The sequence below is a fragment of the Pseudomonas sp. FSL W7-0098 genome (genome assembly GCF_005930585.1).
In the GTDB taxonomy this organism is placed as follows: Bacteria; Pseudomonadota; Gammaproteobacteria; order Pseudomonadales; family Pseudomonadaceae; genus Aquipseudomonas; species Aquipseudomonas bubulae.
In genome coordinates, this window is the sequence record NZ_RXHW01000001.1 from 548142 (window position 1) to 569064 (window position 20923).

At 61.7% G+C, this 20923-nt stretch carries 18 protein-coding genes; 3 read left to right on the plus strand and 15 right to left on the minus strand.

The features are described from left to right. Window positions 1–39: 39 nt before the first annotated feature. From FHL07_RS02365 to FHL07_RS02430, 14 genes are all read right to left on the minus strand, one after another. Complete coding sequence (locus FHL07_RS02365; protein ID WP_095000412.1) at window positions 40–1146, minus strand: NAD(P)H-dependent flavin oxidoreductase; 1107 nt, start codon at window positions 1144–1146, stop codon at window positions 40–42. Next, a complete protein-coding gene (locus FHL07_RS02370) occupies window positions 1143–2048 on the minus strand; it encodes an enoyl-CoA hydratase (protein WP_095000413.1) in 906 nt (301 codons plus the stop codon). Before FHL07_RS02370 ends, FHL07_RS02365 begins: the two co-directional genes overlap by 4 nt. A gap of 15 nt (window positions 2049–2063) precedes the next feature. Then, window positions 2064–2861 carry a CoA-transferase subunit beta gene (locus FHL07_RS02375; RefSeq protein ID WP_138738049.1) on the minus strand — a complete coding sequence of 266 codons (798 nt, stop codon included), beginning with the start codon at window positions 2859–2861 and terminating at the stop codon, window positions 2064–2066. 11 nt (window positions 2862–2872) lie between these two features. Continuing rightward, a complete protein-coding gene (locus tag FHL07_RS02380) occupies window positions 2873–3748 on the minus strand; it encodes a CoA transferase subunit A (protein ID WP_095000415.1) in 876 nt (291 codons plus the stop codon). 10 nt (window positions 3749–3758) lie between these two features. Then, the gene (locus FHL07_RS02385) at window positions 3759–4649 is read right to left on the minus strand and encodes a VOC family protein (protein WP_095000416.1); all 891 of its coding nucleotides are present in this window, start codon (window positions 4647–4649) and stop codon (window positions 3759–3761) included. 202 nt (window positions 4650–4851) lie between these two features. Next, window positions 4852–5790: a bifunctional OB-fold nucleic acid binding domain-containing protein/MaoC family dehydratase gene (locus tag FHL07_RS02390; RefSeq protein WP_138738050.1), complete on the minus strand. Its 939-nt coding sequence runs from the start codon at window positions 5788–5790 to the stop codon at window positions 4852–4854. 5 nt (window positions 5791–5795) lie between these two features. Further along, complete coding sequence (locus FHL07_RS02395) at window positions 5796–7007, minus strand: thiolase family protein (RefSeq protein ID WP_095000418.1); 1212 nt, start codon at window positions 7005–7007, stop codon at window positions 5796–5798. A gap of 140 nt (window positions 7008–7147) precedes the next feature. Further along, window positions 7148–8815 (minus strand): DUF1302 domain-containing protein, encoded by a 1668-nt coding sequence (locus tag FHL07_RS02400; protein WP_095023571.1) that lies wholly within the window; start codon window positions 8813–8815, stop codon window positions 7148–7150. Window positions 8816–8879: 64 nt separating this feature from the next. Then, on the minus strand, window positions 8880–9965 hold the full coding sequence (locus FHL07_RS02405; protein ID WP_095026492.1) for an MBL fold metallo-hydrolase: 1086 nt from the start codon (window positions 9963–9965) through the stop codon (window positions 8880–8882). Next, entirely contained in the window at window positions 9958–11820 is a 1863-nt protein-coding gene (locus FHL07_RS02410) for a long-chain-acyl-CoA synthetase (protein ID WP_138738051.1), read from the minus strand. The genes FHL07_RS02405 and FHL07_RS02410 overlap by 8 nt, the downstream gene beginning before the upstream one ends. After that, window positions 11817–12890 (minus strand): alkene reductase, encoded by a 1074-nt coding sequence (locus tag FHL07_RS02415; RefSeq protein ID WP_095000422.1) that lies wholly within the window; start codon window positions 12888–12890, stop codon window positions 11817–11819. Before FHL07_RS02415 ends, FHL07_RS02410 begins: the two co-directional genes overlap by 4 nt. A gap of 9 nt (window positions 12891–12899) precedes the next feature. After that, entirely contained in the window at window positions 12900–13529 is a 630-nt protein-coding gene (locus FHL07_RS02420) for a nuclear transport factor 2 family protein (protein WP_095000423.1), read from the minus strand. A gap of 10 nt (window positions 13530–13539) precedes the next feature. Further along, the gene (locus tag FHL07_RS02425) at window positions 13540–14313 is read right to left on the minus strand and encodes an SDR family NAD(P)-dependent oxidoreductase (RefSeq protein WP_095000424.1); all 774 of its coding nucleotides are present in this window, start codon (window positions 14311–14313) and stop codon (window positions 13540–13542) included. Window positions 14314–14343: 30 nt separating this feature from the next. Then, on the minus strand, window positions 14344–15078 hold the full coding sequence (locus FHL07_RS02430; protein ID WP_095000425.1) for an SDR family NAD(P)-dependent oxidoreductase: 735 nt from the start codon (window positions 15076–15078) through the stop codon (window positions 14344–14346). Window positions 15079–15457: 379 nt separating this feature from the next. On the opposite strand from FHL07_RS02430, the gene FHL07_RS02435 reads away from it, so the two are divergent. The 3 genes from FHL07_RS02435 (at window position 15458) to FHL07_RS02445 (ending at window position 19840) form a co-directional block, all read left to right on the plus strand. Beyond that, window positions 15458–16789 (plus strand): spinster family MFS transporter, encoded by a 1332-nt coding sequence (locus tag FHL07_RS02435; protein WP_138738052.1) that lies wholly within the window; start codon window positions 15458–15460, stop codon window positions 16787–16789. A 17-nt stretch (window positions 16790–16806) separates the two neighbouring features. Beyond that, on the plus strand, window positions 16807–17634 hold the full coding sequence (locus tag FHL07_RS02440; RefSeq protein WP_095000427.1) for an alpha/beta fold hydrolase: 828 nt from the start codon (window positions 16807–16809) through the stop codon (window positions 17632–17634). A gap of 76 nt (window positions 17635–17710) precedes the next feature. Continuing rightward, complete coding sequence (locus FHL07_RS02445; RefSeq protein WP_095018046.1) at window positions 17711–19840, plus strand: oxidoreductase; 2130 nt, start codon at window positions 17711–17713, stop codon at window positions 19838–19840. Between the two features lie 103 nt (window positions 19841–19943). On the opposite strand, the gene FHL07_RS02450 is transcribed toward FHL07_RS02445, so the two are convergent. Beyond that, window positions 19944–20825: a LysR family transcriptional regulator gene (locus tag FHL07_RS02450; protein ID WP_095000429.1), complete on the minus strand. Its 882-nt coding sequence runs from the start codon at window positions 20823–20825 to the stop codon at window positions 19944–19946. Window positions 20826–20923 lie beyond the last annotated feature (98 nt).

A 20923-nucleotide genomic window follows, 5' to 3' on the forward strand; every position in this document is an offset into this window, starting at 1 on the left:
TGTATCCAGATAAGTTAAATTACAGCATAGCCAGCCGTTTCAGATGGCTGCCGCTTCCCCCGCCTTACAGCGCGCTGCCTGATGACGTGCATTCACCGCTATCAGGCAGCGCTCGGCCTCTTGCACCATCTCGTCGATCAGGCTCTGGCAACTTTTCAGTTCGCCAATGGCAGCGGCCACCTGCCCGCTGGACAAAATCCCCTCATCCGGTACGCCATCCACCATCGAGCGCTGCAACAGCACCGGCTGATTGGCCGCCATCACCGTCTGCGACAGCGCCGCAGGGTCTTCTTTTATTGATTTGGCAAATACACCGAGCATATGCCCAAGGCTCATGCCGGTGTGTTGCTTCCAGTGCCAGGCGCTGCCCAGGGCAATGCGCAGGCGGCCAAAGGCACCGGCTTTTTCCAGACGATTGATAAAAGCGTTTTCGATCATCCGGTGGCGCATGCCATCCACTGCCGTCGTCACGCGAATCTGCTGTGGGTCGGTCACTTTCACGTAACGCTCCAGCGTCGCGATCGGGGTGGGCGATTCCTGGGTCATCAGGAACCGCGTGCCCATGGCCACCCCGGCCGCACCTGTGGCCAGCGCTCCGGCCAGCCCGCGCCCGGTGGAATAGCCCCCCGCGGCGATCACCGGCACCCGCACCGCATCCAGCACCTGCGGCAGTAAAATGGTGCTCGGCACGCCCCCGGTATGCCCGCCACCCTCGCCGCCCTGTACGGTGACCATGTCTGCGCCCAGTTCCACGGCCTTGAGTGCGTGTTTAAGCGCACCCACGGTGGGAATGCACAACACCCCGGCCTTTTTGAAACGCCCGATGGTCTGGCGGTCGGGGCCGCGGCCATAGCTGACGGCTCGCAGGCGGTACTTGATGGCCAGATCCACGCACTGCGCAGCGTTTTCCTGGAACATATGGAAATTGAGGCCGAAATTACTCCCCCCCGTGGCCTCGATCACCCGCAGGATTTGGCCCTCCAGCTGATCCGCGGCAATGGTCGCTCCGGCCAGAAAACCGAAGGCCCCCGCACGGGTACTGGCGATCACCAGATTGGCGTCCGCTACCCAGCCCATCGCGGTTTGCACTATGGGGTAACGGCAGCCCAGGGCATCGGTCAACGCCGTTTGCAGATAGTCACTCATCCACGCTCTCCCGCAGCACTCTTGTTCGCTTCAATCATGGCTTTTGCGTCATAGCCGCCCAGCTTGTCCCCGGACAGCAGCTCGTTATGGCTATGGGCGAAGTGATGCCAGGCAAACACCGCGTCCATCGCCGTACGCTTGCCCTGCAAATCCTCGACGTGATTGATCGCCTGCTTGGTCAGGGCCAGGCCCATCCGCGGCTGTTTGGCGATGGCCGCTGCCAGCGCATAGGTACCGGCCTCCAGCCCTTCGCGGGTAAACAGGCGATTGACCATGCCCATCTGGTAGGCGCGTTCGGCGCTCATGCGATCGCCAGTAAACAGAAACTCCTTGGCAATGCGCGGGTTCAGTTCATAGGGGTGGGCAAAATACTCAACCCCCGGAATGCCCATGCGTACCACCGGATCCTGAAAAAAAGCATCGTCACTGGCCACGATCAAATCACAGACCCAGGCCAGCATCAGCCCGCCGGCAATGCACGCCCCCTGCACCATGGCAATGGTCGGCTTGGGCAGTTCGCGCCAGCGCCGGCACATGCCCAGGTACACCTCTTGCTCGCGGGCATAGAGGTACTCGCCGCCCGGCTTGTTGGTGTGGTCCCACCACAGGCTGGCGCGCTCAAATTCCTTGTTGATATCGCGCCCCGGCGTGCCGATATCGTGCCCTGCGGAAAAATGCTTACCATTGCCGCGCAGCACAATGACCTTCACCGCATCGTCATTGACGGCACGGCGCAAGGCGTCGTCCAGGGCGTAGGTCATCTGCGAGTTTTGCGCGTTATTGACGGTCGGCCGGTTCATGGTCAGCGTGGCGATACCATCGGCCACCCCATAAAGCACCGGGTCCTCGGTTTCATACACAGCGGTGTCAGCCCGCTGCACAAATTCGCTGTCGCTGCTCATATGAACTCCTGGCCATCAGGCCTGACGAATGCCGGGCGGGTTGCCCTTGAGCGCAGAGGCGCGATAGTCATGGGGATCGAGGCGGCGGATCAGCGCCAGTTGCTCCGGCGTCGGCGCCACGGTCTGCTTGAGGTCGGCGGCCTTGAGCAGCGGGAAACCGGTTTTCTCCTGTACCTCTTCAAAGCTCACGCCCGGATGCAGGGAACGCACCTGCACGGCCCGGTCCGGTCCGCCGAAGTCCATCACACACAGGTCGGTGACGATCAGGCGGATGTCCATCAGGTCGCTGCGCATGCCCTCTTCCCAGCGCTCGGGCTTGAAGCCGACACCCGAGACCATGTCCACTTCCCCGGCGACAAACGCCCGGGTGTTGTGCGACGGCACGAAGAACGAGTTGATATGGTTGATGCTGTTGCCCGGCAAACCGCGCACCCCGAGCATTGCCACCTTGGGCTTTTGGTAGTCGCCAATGCACGACAGGTTGGTCTGGCCCCAGCGGTCGATCTGGGTCGGACCGATCATGGCGTGGCGACGCCCGCCCCACACGCACTCGAACACCCGCTCGAACGACAGATAACCCGAATAACGCGGTACAAAATCTCCACGCGGCCCCAGGGGAATAGGCTCTTCCACCAGAAATGCCTCGCTGTCGGTCATCAACAGTTCCGGGCTATGGGTCAGTTTGGCCAGGCTCGCGCCCAGGCGCGGGATTACCCCCAGGCCCGAAGCAATCACTTCGCCGTTACCGCGCCAGGCTTCACAGGCGGCCACGATCAACAGTTCAGCCAGGGTAAATTCGCAAGTAGCAGTCATGTCCACACTCCTCAAAACACGGGCAGCGGCAAAGCGCTCAATCGATCGACCCCGCCATTGCTGGCCTGGTAGGCGCTTTCGCCCGGGGTCACAAACTCGGCTACATAACCTTCCCAGCCACCTTCTTCGGCAGCGCTGGCGCTGTAGCGTTTCAAGTGGCTAAGGTCCCAGCCGTAATCGGACGGGCAGGCTGTCGGATGCGCACCAAAGGGTGCATGCACCACGCCGCTGACCAGATAACGTTCGAAGGTGTTGAAGCGGGCCTGGGCAGCATCCAGGTTCAAGCGCTCCTCGATCCGCTCACAGGAGACAAAGCACTGTTTGGCGGCACGGGCATACAAATGATCGAAATAAGGATCGGGGCCCGTTACCAGGGTATTGCCCAGGCGGTCGGCAACGTTGACGTGCAAAAAGGCGATATCCAGATTCAGCGCCGGCATGGCCAGCAACACCTCGCCATCCGCATAGGGCGACTGCACCTGCTTGATCCCGGGGTTCAGGCGGCTGACATCGGTGGCCAGGCCACAACGGGTCGGCAAGAACGGCAGACGCATGCCGGCGGCCCGCAGGCCCCATTGCAGCATGCCCTCGTCCAGTTCCATCAGCTCCAGTTCTCCGGCCTCGCGGGCCTTGCGAAAGTAGGCTTCGAGCGGGATGGCATCGAGGGTGGCAAAGCCGAAAATCAGTTTTTTGACCTTGCCGGCAGCGCAGAGCATGCCGACCTCGGGACCGCCATAGGCGACCACGGTGAGATCCTTGACGTCAGAACGCAGGATCTCGCGCACGATCGCCATGGGCTTGCGCCGCGGGCCCCAGCCGCCGAAGCCGATGGTCATGCCGTCGCGCAGTTGGCCGACCACGTCTGCCGCTGTCATTTGCTTGTTCATGTAGTGCTCCTTACGACTGTCCTGCGGAGAAGTCATGGCCCCACAGGCTTACCCGGGTGAATTCAAAAGCGCTGTGGTCCTGCCAATCCACCAGCAAGCCGCCATAGCCATACTCCAGGTCAAAACCTGAAGGGGTTTTCATATAGAAAGAGGTCATGCGGTCATTCAGATGCTGGCCGAGGGTGGCCGACAGCTGTACGTCATGCGCGATGCGCCGGTCATGGGCGCGGCCCACTTCAGTCATCGACTCGACCTCGACCATCACATGCACGCAGCCGGACGGCACCGGGTACTCGGCCAGGGCCAGGCTGTGGTGACGGCTGTTTTTGCAATGCAGAAAATGGATGCGGATCGGTGGTGCCGAAGGGTCGGGACGGAAGTTGAAAATATCCGACAGTTCAAAGCCCAGCACATCCTTGGCAAACGCCAGGGTGGCATCGAAATTTGGCGCGGGCAGTACGGTGTGGCCCAGGCCCATATCACCGGTGACAAAACCCGGCACTCCCTGGGGCGAGACAAAGGGCTGGCAATCGGAGCGATGGCCCCAGCTCAATTCATGGCGGTTACCTGAAGGGTCGGTGACGTGCAGCAGTGCTTGCACACCGCGCTGATCGCACTGTTCGGCGCTGCCCAGGCGCCAGTTGACGTCGGCCTGATCCAGCACTTCGATCGCGGCGTTGAAAGCCTTTTCGCCGGCCAGCTCCCAACCGGAAGCCAGATACCGCGACTCACCGCCCGGCACGATAAGCATGCGATACGGACGCTCATCCATCTTCACGTACAAGCCGCCGGCGGGTGCTTCGCTGACCATCATCCCGAGCACGTCTTCGGCGTAACGCTGCCATTGAACGGGATCTGCAGATTCTGCAACGAAGTAGCTCAAACCACGAATGTCGATCATGTGCCTGCTCCTCAATGCCTGTATTTATTGGCTTGGAGGAGTATGGGAAGGATGGGGGTGGGGTTCATCGTCCGTTGAGACTAAAGCGCTCGGGTGGGGCGCCTTAAACCGGTGGGAGCGGGCTTGCCCGCGATGCAGGCGGCGCGGCGTGTCATTAAAACCGCGTCGATAGCATCGCGGGCACGCCCGCTCCCACAGGGCATCACATATACAAAATCACCAGTTCATTGATCACCGACGGCCGCTCGCTGCCCAGCACATGGGTATTGAGTTCCAGGGTCAGCTGAGTACCGCTTCTGACCCGCTCTACCCGCTTGACCCGGGCCCGCGCATGGATGGTCGAGCCCGCCGGCACCGGTGCCGGGAAGCGCAGGCGATCCGAACCATAGTTGACCATATTGGTGAACCCGGTGATCTCATAACCCAGGTTGAGTTTCATCCGTGACTGCAGGATCTGCACCAGCGCACCGTGGGCGATGGTCCCGCCAAACGGGCTTTGCTTGCGCGCACGTTCCGGATCGGTGTGGATCCAGTAATCATCCCCGGATAACTGGGCAAAGCTGCCAATCAGGCCCTGATCGACCACCACCTGGTTGCTCCACGGGCTGAACTCGTCGCTGACCAGCGCCTGCAGGCCCTCTTCGTCATCCAGGGCAATCTGGCGCACTGGCACTGCGGTTTCTGGCACCGGTTGCTCAACCGTACGCAGCGTCTTCAACGCCTCGGCATCCTTGTCCAGCCCGGTAAAACGCAGCAGCCGGTTGCCCTTGGCATCGACCTCGGCAAATACCGGTTGCAGGCGCATGCCCACTTTGACTTCAGACTCGTCCAGCCCGACCAGATTGGTATTGATGCGCACACCCTGATCCAGCTCGACCACCGCCAGTATCTGCGGCATTTCATCAGCAAAGTCCGGCAGGGTCGCGATGCGGGTCACGGTAAAGCTGTACAGCGTCGCGCCACCACTGACTTCACGCCAGGTCAGGGCATGGGTAAAGCACGCCGGGCAGTGCCTGCGCGGGTAAAACACCCAGTGGCTGCATCGTTCACATTGCTGAATCAGCAGGCGCTCGGCCTTCAGGCCTTCCCAGAACGGTGCAGAAATCTCGGTCGGAACCGGCATTGGTTTGTTGTTCGACATCGGATTTATGCTCCCTGAAGTATCAATGCGCCCTGCTCACTCATCACCCCACCGGTGCCTGAGACATATACCGTGTCGCAGCGTTTGAGCTGGCGCTCGCCCGCTTCACCGGCAATTTGCGTCACCGCCTCGATCACCTGACTCATCCCCCCCGCCGCGCCGGCCTGGCCAAAGCTGAGCTGGCCGCCGTGGGTGTTCATCGGGAAATCGCCGCGCCAGGTCAGGTCGTGTTCACGGACAAAGTTCATGCCTTCGCCCTTGGCGCAAAAACCGGCGTCTTCCAGGGTCAGCAAGGCGGTGATGGTGTAGCAGTCGTAAATTTGTGCCGCATCCACATCGGCCGGTTTGAGCCCGGCCATTGCGAATGCGCGCTGCGAGGCAGGCCCGATAGGTGTGTGCAGCATGTCCTGGGCATAGGACGGCGACTTGAACGCCAGGTGCTCGCCGAAGCCGGTGATCCACGATGGCCGCTTGCGCGCCCGTGCTGCCACCTCTTTGGAGGCGATAATCATCGCGGCGCCACCGGCCACCGGCATGACGATTTCCAGTACATGCAGCGGGTCGGCAACTTTTTTACTGGCCAGCACTTGCTCGATGGTCAGCGGCTGGCCGTAAAACATCGCTTCTGGGTTGTACTGCGCATTGGTGCGCTGATCGACCGCGATTTTTGCCAGTGCCCGCGGGTCATAACCATATTGCGCGGCATAGCGCTGGGCGATCATCGCGTAGCCGGTGTTCTGGCCCATATGCCCATACGGCAAGTCGAACTCGGCTTCAGGTGCACCGAACGCTGTGCTGTGGCCGCCAAAGCGCATGGCCCGGGCCATCCAGCTGGCGTCTTCATCCGGGCCCATGGGCGCCATGCGTGCGGGCAGCACACACAGCACCGCCTGGCACAAACCCAGCTCAATCGCAGCGGCAGCGCGCCAGACCATGCCCACCGAGGTACAGCCGCCAAGGTCGACCACTTCGGCAAAATTCAGGCGCAAGCCCAGGTACTCGGCGGCCATGGCCGGGACGAACACTGAGGCTTCATGAAAATGCGGGCCATTGATCACCAGCCCATCGAGATCCGATGCCTGCAAGCCGGCATCCTGTAACGCCCGGGCCGCCAGGTCAGCCACTTGTTCCAGATGGAACATGCGCGGGGCCGTGGCGTATTTCTCCGGTTTGTACTGAGCGCTGCCAACAATGGCGGCATGACCTTTAAGACCCATGGTTTTCTCTCTTTAAAAGTGCAAATCAGGCCGTTCCGTGGGAGCGGGCTTGCTCGCGCTGGCACCGACGCGGTTCTGCTGCAAAACCTCAGTGCCTGTATCGCGAGCAAGCCCGCTCCCACACAGGGGCAGGCAAGTCGTCAGAACGTGTATTTCATCGAGAACGTGGCGTAGTCACGGTCTGCCAGCGGGCGGTAGATCGGGTCGGGGGAGCCCAGGTACCCGATATACCTGAGGGATACTTCCAGGTTGCCCAGGTATTTGAAGGTGGTACCCGCACTCAGGCGCCTGTCCCCCGCCACCCCGGCAATGGTTCCCGACATCGGTGCCGCACCGCTGAATACGTTGGAGAAGGTGAACGGCACTTCAAGGTCCCAGCCCTGGAATACGCCCGGGTAACTGAACGAGGCGCCCACGGTGTAAGCGCTCGAAGAGCGGGTACGCCAGGCCGTGGCCGTTTTGTAGGTGTACTGATCGGACGGTTGCACGGACGGCACCAGCGACGGCAACAGGCCCACACCTTCAAGGTTCGGCGCGGCAGAGGTTTCGTCGGCGTGGTCGGCACGCACCGTGACAAACTCACCGGTCAGGGTGGTCTGGCTGGCCCAGGGGCGGTCCCCCAGGATGCGCATGGCCGACAACTGGAACTGTTGGCCCTTACCCTTGGCCGGCACCGGGCCCAGACCGGTATTGACCATCACCGGAGCACCGTCGCGATAAGACCACTCCGCACCAAGCTGGTACTCGCCAAGCTTGGTGGTGGCACTGATACCGGTGAGTTTGATGTCTTCAAAATATTTGACCCGGTAGCCGTTGGCCTTGTAAGCCAGGCCACCGGGGCCTGCCGGTATCGGGTCCCAGCCCACCAGCGCAGTGGCCGGGTTTTTGTCGTGGTACACAACATGGAACAGCGATACTTCGAGGTCGGTAATCGGCCTGTAGCGGACCTGAGCACCCCACTGGCCGCTGTCGCGCGGCTCGTCGGTGCCCAGGTAAGGCACCTTGTTGGCGCCCATATACAAAAATTCGCGGCCCGGGCCGATCACGTCGGAAGTCGACAAAAAGCTGCCCACCGGCGGCAGTTCGGTGCCCTTCCACTCGTACTGCACATAACCGCCCAGGGTAATTTGCGGGTTGATCCGGTAAGACGCCGAGAACTGCCCCACCGGCAGCAGCACCTCTTTGACCTCAACCCCCGGCTGCGCGGCCTTGACCGCATCGGACGGGTTCTGCACGCCGTTGACGCCAGGGTAGTAAAGGCTCTCGCCCCATGACTCGATATGCCGACCCGCTTTTACGTCGAGCATGGTGTCGTTTTCAAAACGCCAGCCGCCAAACACATAAGCGTCGAGCAGGCGCGTGCGGCCACCGCTGTAGTAGCGGGTGTCACTGGTGAACTCGTCGTTGTCGCCGTATTTGTTGACGGTGGCTGGTGAATCGTTGTCATTCTTGCGGTGATACACATCGTCGTAAAAGGTACTGGCGCGCACCACCGCACCGTAGTTGTCTTTGCGCAGGATCATTTCGCCCAGCGCGCCCACCCGGTTGGTGGTGAGGCTGTGCTGATCAAAGTTGCGGTTCGGATCATCGACGTTGACCCCCATCAACCGGCCGCTGGGATTGCCCAGCCGCGTACCGATGCCATAGCTGGTGGTGACCGACCAATCAATCGTGGTGCCGTCATCGAACTCGATGGTGTCCCCTGCCCACAGCGGGCTGCAGACCAGCGCCACGGCAACGGCCAGGCCACTGGCCTGGAAGTTGTGCGGGCGCTGCCCTGAACAATTATTGTTATTTTTATTGATCACTCTGCCTCTCCTGATTAGCGACTCGGTGGCCGCTTCGATGGGTTCAAGCGTCATTGCGTTGTGTTCAAAGCAACTCAAGCGGGTCGAACTTCACGACTCCTGTCGGGGCCTGTCGATAACGATGCAGCCCTCCTTCTTCCTCACGAACGAGCGCCCCCTCGGCCATAAGGTAATTGGCATGCGCCAACGTCTCGCCTAGCGCCATCAGCTCGTCGAAACGGCCTGACAGTTTCTTGAACAGCACCGCCATCATTTCCAGCCCGGTGCGCGGTTGTTCGCACGCTGCCAGCAACTGCTGCAAGTGCTGGCGATGGTGGTCGCGCAACTGGTCCAGGCGCAGATGCAGGTTGTAAAACGGCCGTTCATGGGCCGGTAGCACCAGTACGTGGTCGGGGATCGTGCGCAACCGTTCGATCGAGTCCAGCCAGTCCCGCAAAGGGTTGGCCTGAGGCTCGCTGACATACACGGCAATGGTGGAAGTGATGCGCGGCAACACCTGGTCGCCGGAGATCAGCAAACCATCGTCCGGCGCATACAGACAGGCGTGTTCCGGTGAATGACCGTTCCCCATCACCACCTCCCAGCGCCGCCCGCCGATGGTCAACTGGCTGCCCTGGTTCAGCCGGGTAAAGCCCGCCACCAGTTGCGGGCGAAAGTGCTCGCCCTGGATCAGCGGCAGCAACGCCGTCGCGCGCTCGGCGCTGAAGCCGGCCTTTTGATAAAAATCCAGAAACGCCCAGTCCGGTGCCGTCGCTCGCGGCGGGCCATGGTGCAGCGCCTCGAACTCGCCATGGGTCATCAGCACCGGGCAACGAAATCGCTCGGCCAGCCAGCCCACCACACCGGTGTGGTCACTGTGAAAATGGGTGCAAATGACCGCCTTGAGGGGCAAGCCAGCCATGGCTTCGACAAACACCTGCTCCCACACGGCGCGACATTGATCGCTGTTCAGCCCGGTATCCACCGCCACCCAGCCGTCACCGTGACGCAGCAGATACAGGTTGATGTGATCAAGGCCAAACGGCAGCGGCATGCGCAGCCAGAGCACGCCCTCGGCCACTTCCTGCACCTGGCCGCTGGCCGGGGCCTGTGGCCAGGGGTAGCGCAGGCCATCACGCCATTGATGGCCTTGAGCGTCGAGTTCATTCATGGCCGGCACCTGCAAACGGCAGCAGACCGTTACGGGCCAGCACTTGCAGGGAGTACGGCTGATAGGTGCGGCTACTTTCATCGCGCACAAATAGCGGATCGGCAAACAACTGCGGCGCGTAACCCTGACGCTGCAAATCAACCTTGCGCAGCTTGAAGGTGCTGGTCAGGTCCGCCGCCAGTGTTACCCGTACAAACACCGGCGCGGCATAACGCGGCAAACGGGTTTGCGTCAGCTCATAAAAAGCCTGCGGGTCAAAGCTATGCCCGGGCTGCATCAAGATCGCCGCCATCCCCGCACGGCCTTCGTGTTCAGGTACCTGCACGCCGTACACGTTGATCAGTTCAAGCCCCGGCATATCACTCAGGGTGTCGGCCACTTCCAGGGTCGAGACGTTCTCGCTTTTCCAGCGGAAGGTGTCGCCGATGCGGTCGACAAAATAGAAATAGCCGTCGTCGTCATAACGCAGCAGATCACCCGAACTCCAATAGGCATCACCACGTTGAAACACATCGCGGCGGATCTTGCTCTCGCTGGCCGCAGTACTGGTGTACCCCTCGAAACGCCCACCGCCTATCTGCGGGTGATCAACGATAAAGCCCATTGCCTCGCCGATTTCTCCCGGTTGGCACAACTGGTAAAAACCGTTTGCATCCCGCGGATGGCTGTCGCTTTCCACGTCGTAACGCACCAGGCGCAGATTGGTGCGGCTCCAGTCCGGCACGCGACCACAGGAGCCCACATAGTTATCGACATTGATCAGGTTGGCGTTGGCTTCGGTGGCACCCCAGCCCTCGAACACCTGGATCGGGCCAAAACGCTCCAGCCAGCGCTGCCAGGATTCAGGCGTGAGCCCGGCGCCGAGCATATGGCGCAAACTGTGCTCGCGCTCACCGGTCACCACTGGCTGGTTGAGCAGGTAGCGGCAGATTTCTCCAATGTACTGAAACACGGTGATGCAGTTGCGGCGCACATCCGGCCAGAACTCACGCACGCTGAACTTGCGCCGCAACACAATGCTCGCACCTGCGCGCAGTGCCGTGGACGTCACCGAAGTGGCCGCCGCGCCGTGGTACAGCGGCAGGCAGCAGTAAAATACGTCGTCACAGGTGGCCCCCAGGGTGACTTCCATCACGTCACCCGAGGACAACCAGCGCATATGGCTATAGCGTGCCGCCTTGGGCAGGCCGGTGGTGCCCGAGGTAAATATCAGCAGCGTGGTGGTTTCGGCCGTAATCGCCGCACGCACGTCACGGGCGAAGACCGTGGCCGGGGCAGCGGCGACGTGCTGTTCAAAGTCAATATCGACAATGGCCGGCAGCTCGCCGTCAAAGGGGTTCAGTGCATCGTTGACCAGCCACAGCGGGACATCGGGCAAACCTTGAGTGCCCAGCAGATTGGCCAGGCATTCTTCGCCCACCACCACCGCCCTGGCCGCCGTGGATTGCAAGGCATGCACCAGTGGCTTGCCACTGACCTGGGTGTTGATAAACGCCACCACCACACCGAGCTTGACCAGTCCGAACCAGCTGTAGAAGAACTGCGGACGGTTCTCCATGGCAATCGCGCACACATCCCCGGGGCGCAGACCCTTGGCATAAAACACATGGGCCATGCGATTGGCCTGGGCTTCCACGGCGGCGTAGGTGATACGCTGCTCGCCGTCGATCAAAAAAGGCCGATCGGGGAATGCACGGGCCTGCCCTTCAAGACGGTCGGCCAGGGTATACAGGTCCGCCGGTTTGATCTGGCCGCTGGCCGCAGAACGCAAATCCAGCAGTGCCTGGGTCTGATCACGGGGCACGGGCTGTTGTCTGACTGCCGTCAGAGTGCTGATGCGGGACATGTCGTTCATGGCGCCACCGCCTCGGCCAGCGGGTAATCGCTGTAGCCTTCCGGGCCAGGTGAGTACAGGGTCTTGCGGTCGAAGCGGGCAAGGGGCAAGCCCTTGCGCAAGCGCTCGACCAGGTCCGGGTTGGCAATAAAGTGCCGGGCAAACGACACCGCATCGCCCTGCCCGGCCTGCAGCGCGGCTTGTGCCGATTCGCCGTCAAAACCGTCATTGAGGATCAGGCCGTTGCTGCAATGACGCTGGGCCAGGGCAAAGGCATCCAGTTCCGCCAGCGGTGAGCGCATGATATGCACATAAGCCAGGCCCATCGGCTCGGCGGCCTTGCACAGGGCAACTGCGGTGGCCAGCGGGTCTTCGTCATCGATATCGTTGAACGGATTGCCCGGGCACAGGCGCAAGGCGACACGCCCGGGGCCAATAGCCGAAGCCATCGCTGCCAGCACCTGCTGCGGGAAGCGCACGCGATTTTCAACACTGCCACCGTACTGGTCTTCACGCCGGTTGCTGCCCGAGGCCATGAATTGCATCGGCAGATAACCGCTGGTGCAGTGCAGCTCGACGCCATCAAAACCGGCCTGGCGTGCATTGAGTGCGGCCTGGCGGTAATCTTCGATGACCTGTTCGATGTCGTGCGGCGACAAGGCCTGCGGCTCGTCGGTATCGACCATCCCGGCAGTGTCGGTAAACAGCTGGGTGCGGGCGCGCAAGGCCGACGGCGCTACCGTGGCGGCGCCTGCCGGTTTGTTGTGGGCGCTGGCTGCACGCCCCACATGCATCAGTTGCAGCACAATCAGGCCACCTTCGGCATGCACTGCATCGGTCACGGCTTTCCAGGCGGCAATTTGTGCCGGGGAGTAAATCGCCGGGGTGCGACAGTAGCCCAGGCCACTGGCCGAGGGCGCCGTGCCTTCGGCGACAATCAGTCCGGCCGAAGCGCGCTGACGGTAATACTCGACCATCTCGGCCGTCGGCACCCCGTGTTGATCGGCGCGGCTGCGGGTCATGGGCGCCATGACGATACGGTTGGCCAGTTCAAGCTCACCCAGGCGCACGGGTTCAAACAGAATGCTCATGGTATTTCCTCAGCGCACGCGGATTTTCGGTGCGCCAGCCCCACGGCGCAGGGTGGCAAGAAAGTGCTCGAGCGGAGCCGCTGTCGCCACTTGCGGCAGTTGCTCCTTGTCCGGGCGGCTGGCCCAGAACTCGGTCCACGACGGGAACAGATCGTGGAACGTACCGGCGTAGGGTTCGCGCCCCGGCCAGCGCATTTTTTGCGTGCCGATCGGCGGTTTGTTGAGGTCACTGGCGTACCAGTAGCACGGCAGGCGACGGCGGAAATACCAGCGCCCCTGCATGCGCTCATAGTCATCCCAATAGAGCATTTGCATGGTCACCCACTCGGGGCCGGTCTCGTGCTCGTTCTTGGAATACACCACGCCCACGGCATGGTCCGGGTCGGTGAACTCGATCAGGTGCTGGCCCAGGTGATGGGAAGTGCCATGAAACTGGTCGCGTAACGTGTCGTCGACCCAGGCCTTGAGGTGCGCACGCCCGGTTTTCTCGCGGCCTACGCGAATGTCTTCGGCAAACAGATTGACGTGGGCATCGAGGTCACGCATGTCCAGCGACAACGAATATTTACCAGCCAGCTGGCGGATCTCATCAATCGATTCCAGCCGATCGAGACGGGCTAACAAAGCGCTCTGTTCCATAAAAGGGTCCTTATTCCAATACCGTGTACAGCTCACTGCTGCGTCCGCCATCCACCGGCAGGCAAGCACCGGTGATGTATGAAGCTTCGTCACTGGCCAGGAACAGAATGGCGTTGGCCACTTCCACCGGCTGGCCGACGCGCTTGAGCGGGATCAGTTTTTCGGTATTGGTGCGCGTCTTGTCATCGGTGAGCATGCCTGCCGTGGCCGGTGTCTCGACCACACCCGGGCTGACCACGTTGCAACGGATGTTGTGGCTGGCACCTTCACTGGCCGCAGCGCGGCTGAAGTTGATCACCGCGGCCTTGGCCGCCGAGTAACCGGCCATCCACGGCGTACCGAACTGCCCGCAGATCGAAGCCAGGTTGATGATCGAACCGCTGCCCTGGGCGCGCATCAGGCCCATGGCCGTGCGTGTTCCCCAAAAGGTGCCGTCCACCGTGGTGGCGAAGTTCGAATGCCAGTCAGCGGTCGAGGTGCTGTCAATCGCGCCCCAGCTGTAGGCCATGGCGTTGTTGACCAGAATATCCAGACGGCCGTGGCGCTGTGCCGTCTCGCTGATGGCGCCGACATAAGCGGCTTCATTGCTGACATCGGCCACCGCGCATTCGGCACGGCCGCCGCTGTCACGGATCTGTGCCGCTACGGCTTGCAGCGGCTCGATGCGCCGCCCGCACAGCACCACCAGCGCGCCTTCTTCGGCAAAGCGCAACGCCGTGGCCGCGCCGATGCCTGAACCGGCGCCGCTGATAAAGGCAATTTTGTCTTGTAAACGAGTACCCATGATCTGCTCTCCCATTGCTGTGCGCGGCACTCAGATAAACGCCATGCCGCCGTTGACCGCGAGGTTCTGACCGGTGATGAACGCTGCGTCATCACTGGCCAGAAAGGCCGCGACGCGAGCGATTTCATCGGTTTCACCCATGCGACCCAGGGGGATGGCCTTGAGCATGCTTTGCATCCAGTCGTCCGGGATGTCAGCCATCATCGGCGTGTTGGTCGGGCCGGGAACGATGGTGTTGACCCGTATGCCGTTGCCTGCAAGTTCGCGCGCCATACTGCGGGTCAGGCCCATTACCCCGGCCTTGGCTGCACAGTAATGGCTCGGACCTTCGCCCGTCAGGGCGGCGGTGCTGGAGATATTGATAATCACGCCGGGCGTGGCAGCGGCGAGCATCAGCTTCACCGCTTCTCGGCTGCAGAAAAACGGCCCGGTCAGGTTGACCCCGATCACTCGTTGCCAGTGTTCGTCCGGGGTTTGTGCGAAGGCATCGATGGAGCCGATACCGGCATTATTGACCAGCACATCGAGGCTGCCGAAATGTGCATGCACGGCAGCCATCGCGGTGGCGACCGAGTCGCTGTCAGCGACGTTACAGGACACTGCCAGGGCCTTTTCGCCCAGCCCTTCAATACTTTGACGCGCGGCATCGAGGTTGATGTCGGCGGCGACCACCTTGGCACCCTGCTCGGCAAAGTGACGAACAATCGCTCGTCCCATGCCCTGGCCTGCACCGGTTACAAACGCCACTTTGTTAAGCAATTTCATCCTGTTCTCCCACCTGCCCGAAGTCGGCCCGCCGGTAAGCCCGGACGGTGTATGGGAGCAATCATTGACTGCGGCTAAAAGCTGAACATCGTCCGATGGGACTAAGCAGCTCAAGAGCGGATGACGACCGTAGCAGCTGACGAGCAGCCTAGTTCCTACGGCAGCTGCAGAAACACTGCAACTGTGGGAGCGAGCCTGCTCGCGAAGGTCGTTCGCGAGCAGGCTCGCTCCCACAATAGGGCTTGACCTGCAACAGAGTATCTACAGCTTTCATCCCCAGAGAGATTCTGTGCATGACCGGCTGGTCTAAATGGACGATGTTCCTCCAGCCGGTTCGTGGAATAACTCACTCACTAGAACAAAAACCGGGAGACCCGTCGTGTCCATACCCTTGCGCCCCACCTGGCGAACCCATTACGCACTGGGCGTATTGGCAGCCATCTATATCTTCAACTACATAGACCGGCTGCTGATGGCCATTTTGATCGAACCGGTGAAGGCCGAGTTCGGCATTTCCGATACCGGTATAGGTCTGCTTTCAGGTGTGACCTTTGCCGTGTTCTACACCCTTTTCGGCTTTCCGCTGGGGCGCCTGTCCGATCGGATCGGGCGCAAAAAAGTCATCGCCTTCAGCTGTATTGCCTGGAGCGTCATGACCATTTTCTGCGGCTTTGCCGCCAGCTTTACCATGCTGGTGATCGCCCGGATCGGGGTCGCTATCGGCGAAGCCGGGGGCACCGCGCCGTCAATGGCCATGGTCTCGGACCTCTACCCGCCCGACCGCCGCTCGACCGCCCTGTCGGTATTGATGCTGGGCTCAAGTCTGGGGGCGATTTTCGGCCTCGGTCTGGGCGGCTGGATTGCCCAGCATTACGGCTGGCGTTTCGCTTTTGTGGTGATCGGCGCACCGGGGATTTTGCTCGGCTTGATCCTGCTGTTTACCGTGCGGGCACCCAAGCCGGCGATGCTGGTCAGCCCCAATCTGGTCGCGCAAGACCACTGGCTGGTCACGGTTCGCGAGTTGTTCCAGACACCGTCCTTTCTCTGGCTGGTGTGCACCGGCGGCTCGGCGGCCATTGCCGGTTATGCCATCGGCACCTGGAGCCCGAGCTTCCTGATCCGCTCCCACAGCCTGAGCCTGCAGGACGCGGGCCTGCTGGCCGGGGTCGCAGGCGGTGCCGGGGCAACCATCGGCACCCTGACCTGCGGCATTTTGTGTGATCGCCTGGTGCGTCGCGACAAGGGCTGGCAAATCGGGGTGCCGCTGCTGGGCACGCTGATCAGCATCCCGTTCGGTCTGGCGTATTTCCTCTGGCCAGTGGGCACTGCATTTTATATGGGCAGCACACCCATGCCGACCGCGTTTCTGTTTTATTGCGTATTCAGCTTTTTTGGCACCTGGTGGGCAACGCCCTGCCTGGGCGCCATCTCCCATCTGTTTCCAGCCACCCGCCTGGCCCAGGCCACTGCAATTTTTGTAATGGCCATGACCCTGCTCGGGGTCGGTGTCGGGCCGCTGCTGATCGGCATGCTCAGTGACGGCTTTGCCCATACCCTGGGCAACGAAGGCCTGCGCTATGCCCTGGCTTCCTGTATCTCGCTGCTGGTTCTGGCCTCGGTGTTTCTGGCCATGGCCTTGCCGCGCTACCGCAACCACCTGATGAACAAGACCCCGACCCCAGCACCGCTGGCTGACGCGGCCACTGCCTGACAACTGGAGATTGAGTGATGACCGAACAAGACCTTCCCCTGCCCATCGGCCACTTTGTGACACTGGACAGCGGCCTGCGCCTGCACTTTCTCGACGAGGGCAGCGGCCCGGTCGTATTGTGGTTGCACGGCAGTGGCCCGGGCGCCAGTGGCTACAGCAACTTCAAGGGCAACTATCCGCAGTTTGTGGCTAACGGCTTTCGCAATCTGGTGGTGGATTTGCCGGGCTTCGGCCGCTCCGACAAACCGGAAGATGTGAACTACGACCTGGCGTTCTTCGTCAACGCCATGTCGGGCTTTCTCAAGGCAGTGGGGGTCAAGCGCGCCACCTTGCTCGGCAATTCCCTGGGCGGTGCGATTGCCCTGGGCCTGGCGCTGGCTGAGCCGGAGCGCGTCGAAAAACTGATTCTCATGGCGCCAGGCGGTGTTGAAGAGCGCGAAACCTACTTCAAGATGATCGGCATCCAGCGCATGGTCGAGCTGTATAACGCAGGCCCGCTGGGCATCGAGCAAATGCGCCGGATCATGAGCCTGCAACTGTTCGACACCGCGCTACTGGACGACAACCTGCTGGCCGAGCGCGTGGCCGTGGCCGTGCATCAGCCGCGCAATCTGTTCAGCACCATGATGGTGCCCAACATGACCGAGCGCCTTGAAGAGCTGCAGGCACCGATCCTCGGGTTCTGGGGCACCGACGACAATTTCAACCCCGCATCCGGCGCGCTTAAAGTGCTGACCCACGCTCCCAATGCGCGTTTTATCATGCTCAATCAGTGCGGCCACTGGGTACAGGTCGAACACCGCGACATGTTCAACAAGGCGTGCCTGGAGTTCCTGCGCGGCTAACCGTATACCTGCATGACCTGCGGCTGCCTGCGGGCGGCCGTAGCCCTTCCAGACACCCGCTCGGGCTGAAATAACAATGACAAAATACCCTCAGTTACTGGCACCCGGTCGCATAGGTTCTCTTGAACTGCGCAACCGCATCATCATGGCGCCCATGGGCTCCAACTTCGCCGAGGCCAATGGCCAGTGTGGCGAGCGCATTCAGGCCTATTACGAAGCCCGCGCCCGTGGCGGCGCCGGGCTATTGATCATGGGTGTGTGCTCGGTGGCGTTTCCGGCCGGGACCGCCGAGCCATTCCAGGTCGGCGTTTCCAGCGATGACTTTATCCCCGGTTTGAGCCGGCTCGCCGAGCGCGTCCACCAGCACGGCGCAAAAATTGCCATGCAGTTGCAGCACGCCGGCAAGACGGCAGTGCGCGACATGGCCGAAGGCCGGCAACTATGGGTGCCCTCGGTGCCACCGGTGCTGCAAAGCGACATGATGGCCGCGCTGACGCCCGAAGAACTGGCCAATTTTGTCAGCTCCATGAAGCGTCGCGCCGAAGGCTCACCGATCCGTGTAATGGACAGCGCCGATATCGCGCAGATGATCGAGTGGTTTGCCAGTGCCGCCGACCGCGCCAGGCGAGCGGGTTTCGACGGTGTGGAAATCCATGCGGCCCACGGCTACATCATCGCCGGTTTCCTCTCCGGCTATTACAACCAGCGTGAAGACGAGTACGGCGGCTCGCTGGAGAACCGTGCCCGGCTGCTGCTGCAAATCATCGCTGCAATACGGGCCAAAGTCGGCCATGAATTTGCCGTATGGCTGCGCCTGGATGCCGAAGAACTGCACACCCCCGGCGGCATCAATCTTGAGGATGCCATCGCCGTGGCACGCATGGCCGAGGCGGCAGGTGTAGATGCGGTCAGCGTTTCGGCCACTGCGCGCATCACCAGCGGCGTGGTGTTTACCGAGGCACCACTGGTGCACAAGCCTGGGGGGTATCTGGAATGGACCGCTGCGCTCAAGCGTAGCGTGCAAGTCCCGGTGATTGCCGTGGGGCGGATCGAGCCGGAGGTCGGTGAAGCCGCCCTCAAGCGCGGCGACTGCGACTTCATTGCCATGGCCCGCAAGTTCCTCGCCGACCCGGACCTGCCCAACAAATTGCTCAACGACCAGGAAGCGAGTATCCGCCCGTGCATTTACTGCTACGTGTGCGTGAGCCAGATTTTTATCAACGAGCGGGTCAAATGCGCGGTCAACCCCATGACCGGCCATGAGTTCGAATACGTCATCGGCCCCACTGCCACACCCAAGCATCTGGTGGTGGTGGGAGCCGGGCCTGCCGGGATGGAAGCCGCACGCATCGCCGCGTTACGCGGCCATCGCGTGACCCTGCTCGAGCGCAGCGACCGCCTCGGTGGCACGTTGTTTTTCGCCGGCCTCGCCTATGCCGAAAACGCCCGCCTGCTGGAAAATCTCAAGGTGCAGGTGCAGCAGTCGGCGATTGATATCCGCCTCAACACCCTGGCCAGCCCTGCCCTGCTGCGCGACCTGGGTGCCGATCAGGTGCTGGTGGCCGTAGGTGCAGAACGTGCTGCACCGGCCATCCCCGGCGCCGATCAGGACCATGTCTGGAGTGGCGACGAACTGCGCCGTTTGATGACGGGTGACCGTGCTGAAGAAATAGCCAAACGCAAACTGTCCTTCACCCAGCGTGCACTGATGAAGGCCGGCAGCCTGACTGGCGTGACTGATAGCCGTGAAGCCATGGAAAAACTGTCGCGGGTGTGGATGCCGCTGGGCAAGCGCGTGACCATTATCGGTGGCGGCCTGGTAGGCCTGGAGCTGGCGGAATTTTTGATTGCCCGCGGACGTCAGGTCACCGTACTGGAAAGCGGTACTCACCTGGGCCGGGAGCTGGCCATTGTGCGGCGCTGGCGGGTGCTGCATGAAATTCGTGTGCATGGCGGCGAGTTGATCACCGGGGCCAGCGTTACGGCGATCGACGGCCACAGCGTGCGCTATCAACTGGCCGATGGCACTTCGGCGCAGAGTGACGCCGACTCCGTGGTACTTGCCATCGGCGCCCAGCCCGATACCGGACTGCTCGACGAACTGACCCGAGCGGGGTTGAGCGCCAGCAGCATCGGCGACTGCCACAGTATCGGCTATATCGAAGGCGCAATCAGCGCCGGGCACAAAGCCGGACGCGAGGCCTAGCGGTTCATCTGTGGGAGCGGGCTTGCTCGCGATGCAGGCGGCGCGGTATAGCGGTTGAACCGCGTCGATGCCATCGCGAGCAAGCCCGCTCCCACAACCGCGATTACCAGGTTCTTTCCAACAAGCTGTCGAACATCGCCTGGGCCGCCGACGAAAGCTCATGGCCTGGCTTGGTCAAAACGCCAATGGCCCGCTCCACCACCGGCTCATGCAAGGTGATGCAGCAGGCTCCCAGCTCACGCATCTGTTCGGCACACAGGGCCGGCACCACGCTCACGCCCAGCCCGCTGGCGACCATGCGGCCCACCGTGGCCAACTGATGGCTTTCAAATTCAACCGGCAATTTCATCTGCCGCGCCTGCAAGTGTTCTTCCAGCAGCACCCTCACTGCAGACGGTCGTTGCAGAGTGATAAAGGGCTGTTCCAGCAGGGTCTGCCAGTCGATCAAGTCAAGCCCGGCCAGTGCCGAGTCACGGGGCACCACGGCGACAAAACGGTCCAGATACAGCGGGGTGAACGTCAGCGACGAAGCGCCTGCCGGCTCGAAGGCCACACCCAGCTCCACCTCCCGGTCACGCACCATCTCCAGTACCTGCTCGTTGATCACATCGTTGACCGTGACGTTGACCTTGGGATGCCGCGCGCGAAAATTTTTCACAATGGCCGGCAGCAAGTTGCCCGAAAACGACGGGATGGCGGCCAGGGTGACGCGCCCGCGCTGCAGGGTGAAGCGCTGGCGCATTTGGTCTTCGACATTGTCCCAGTCAGCAATCAAACGCCGGGCCAGCGGCAACAGCGACTCGCCCTCCGGGGTCAGGGCGACATTGCGCGTGGTGCGACTGAACAATCGCCCGCCCAGGCCCTGTTCCAGCGCCTTGATGGTCAGGCTCAGGGCCGACTGCGACAAATGCAGACGTTCGCAGGCCACGGCAAAACTCAGGCTTTGGGCCACCGCAAGAAAGGCACGGATTTGTTTTACGGTCATGGCCAGGCCTCAGGCTTATTGATTTGTTTTATCTATTAATCCGACGCAAAAATCAACTTATCAAATCAATGATACGCAGTAACACTCATCACCAATGG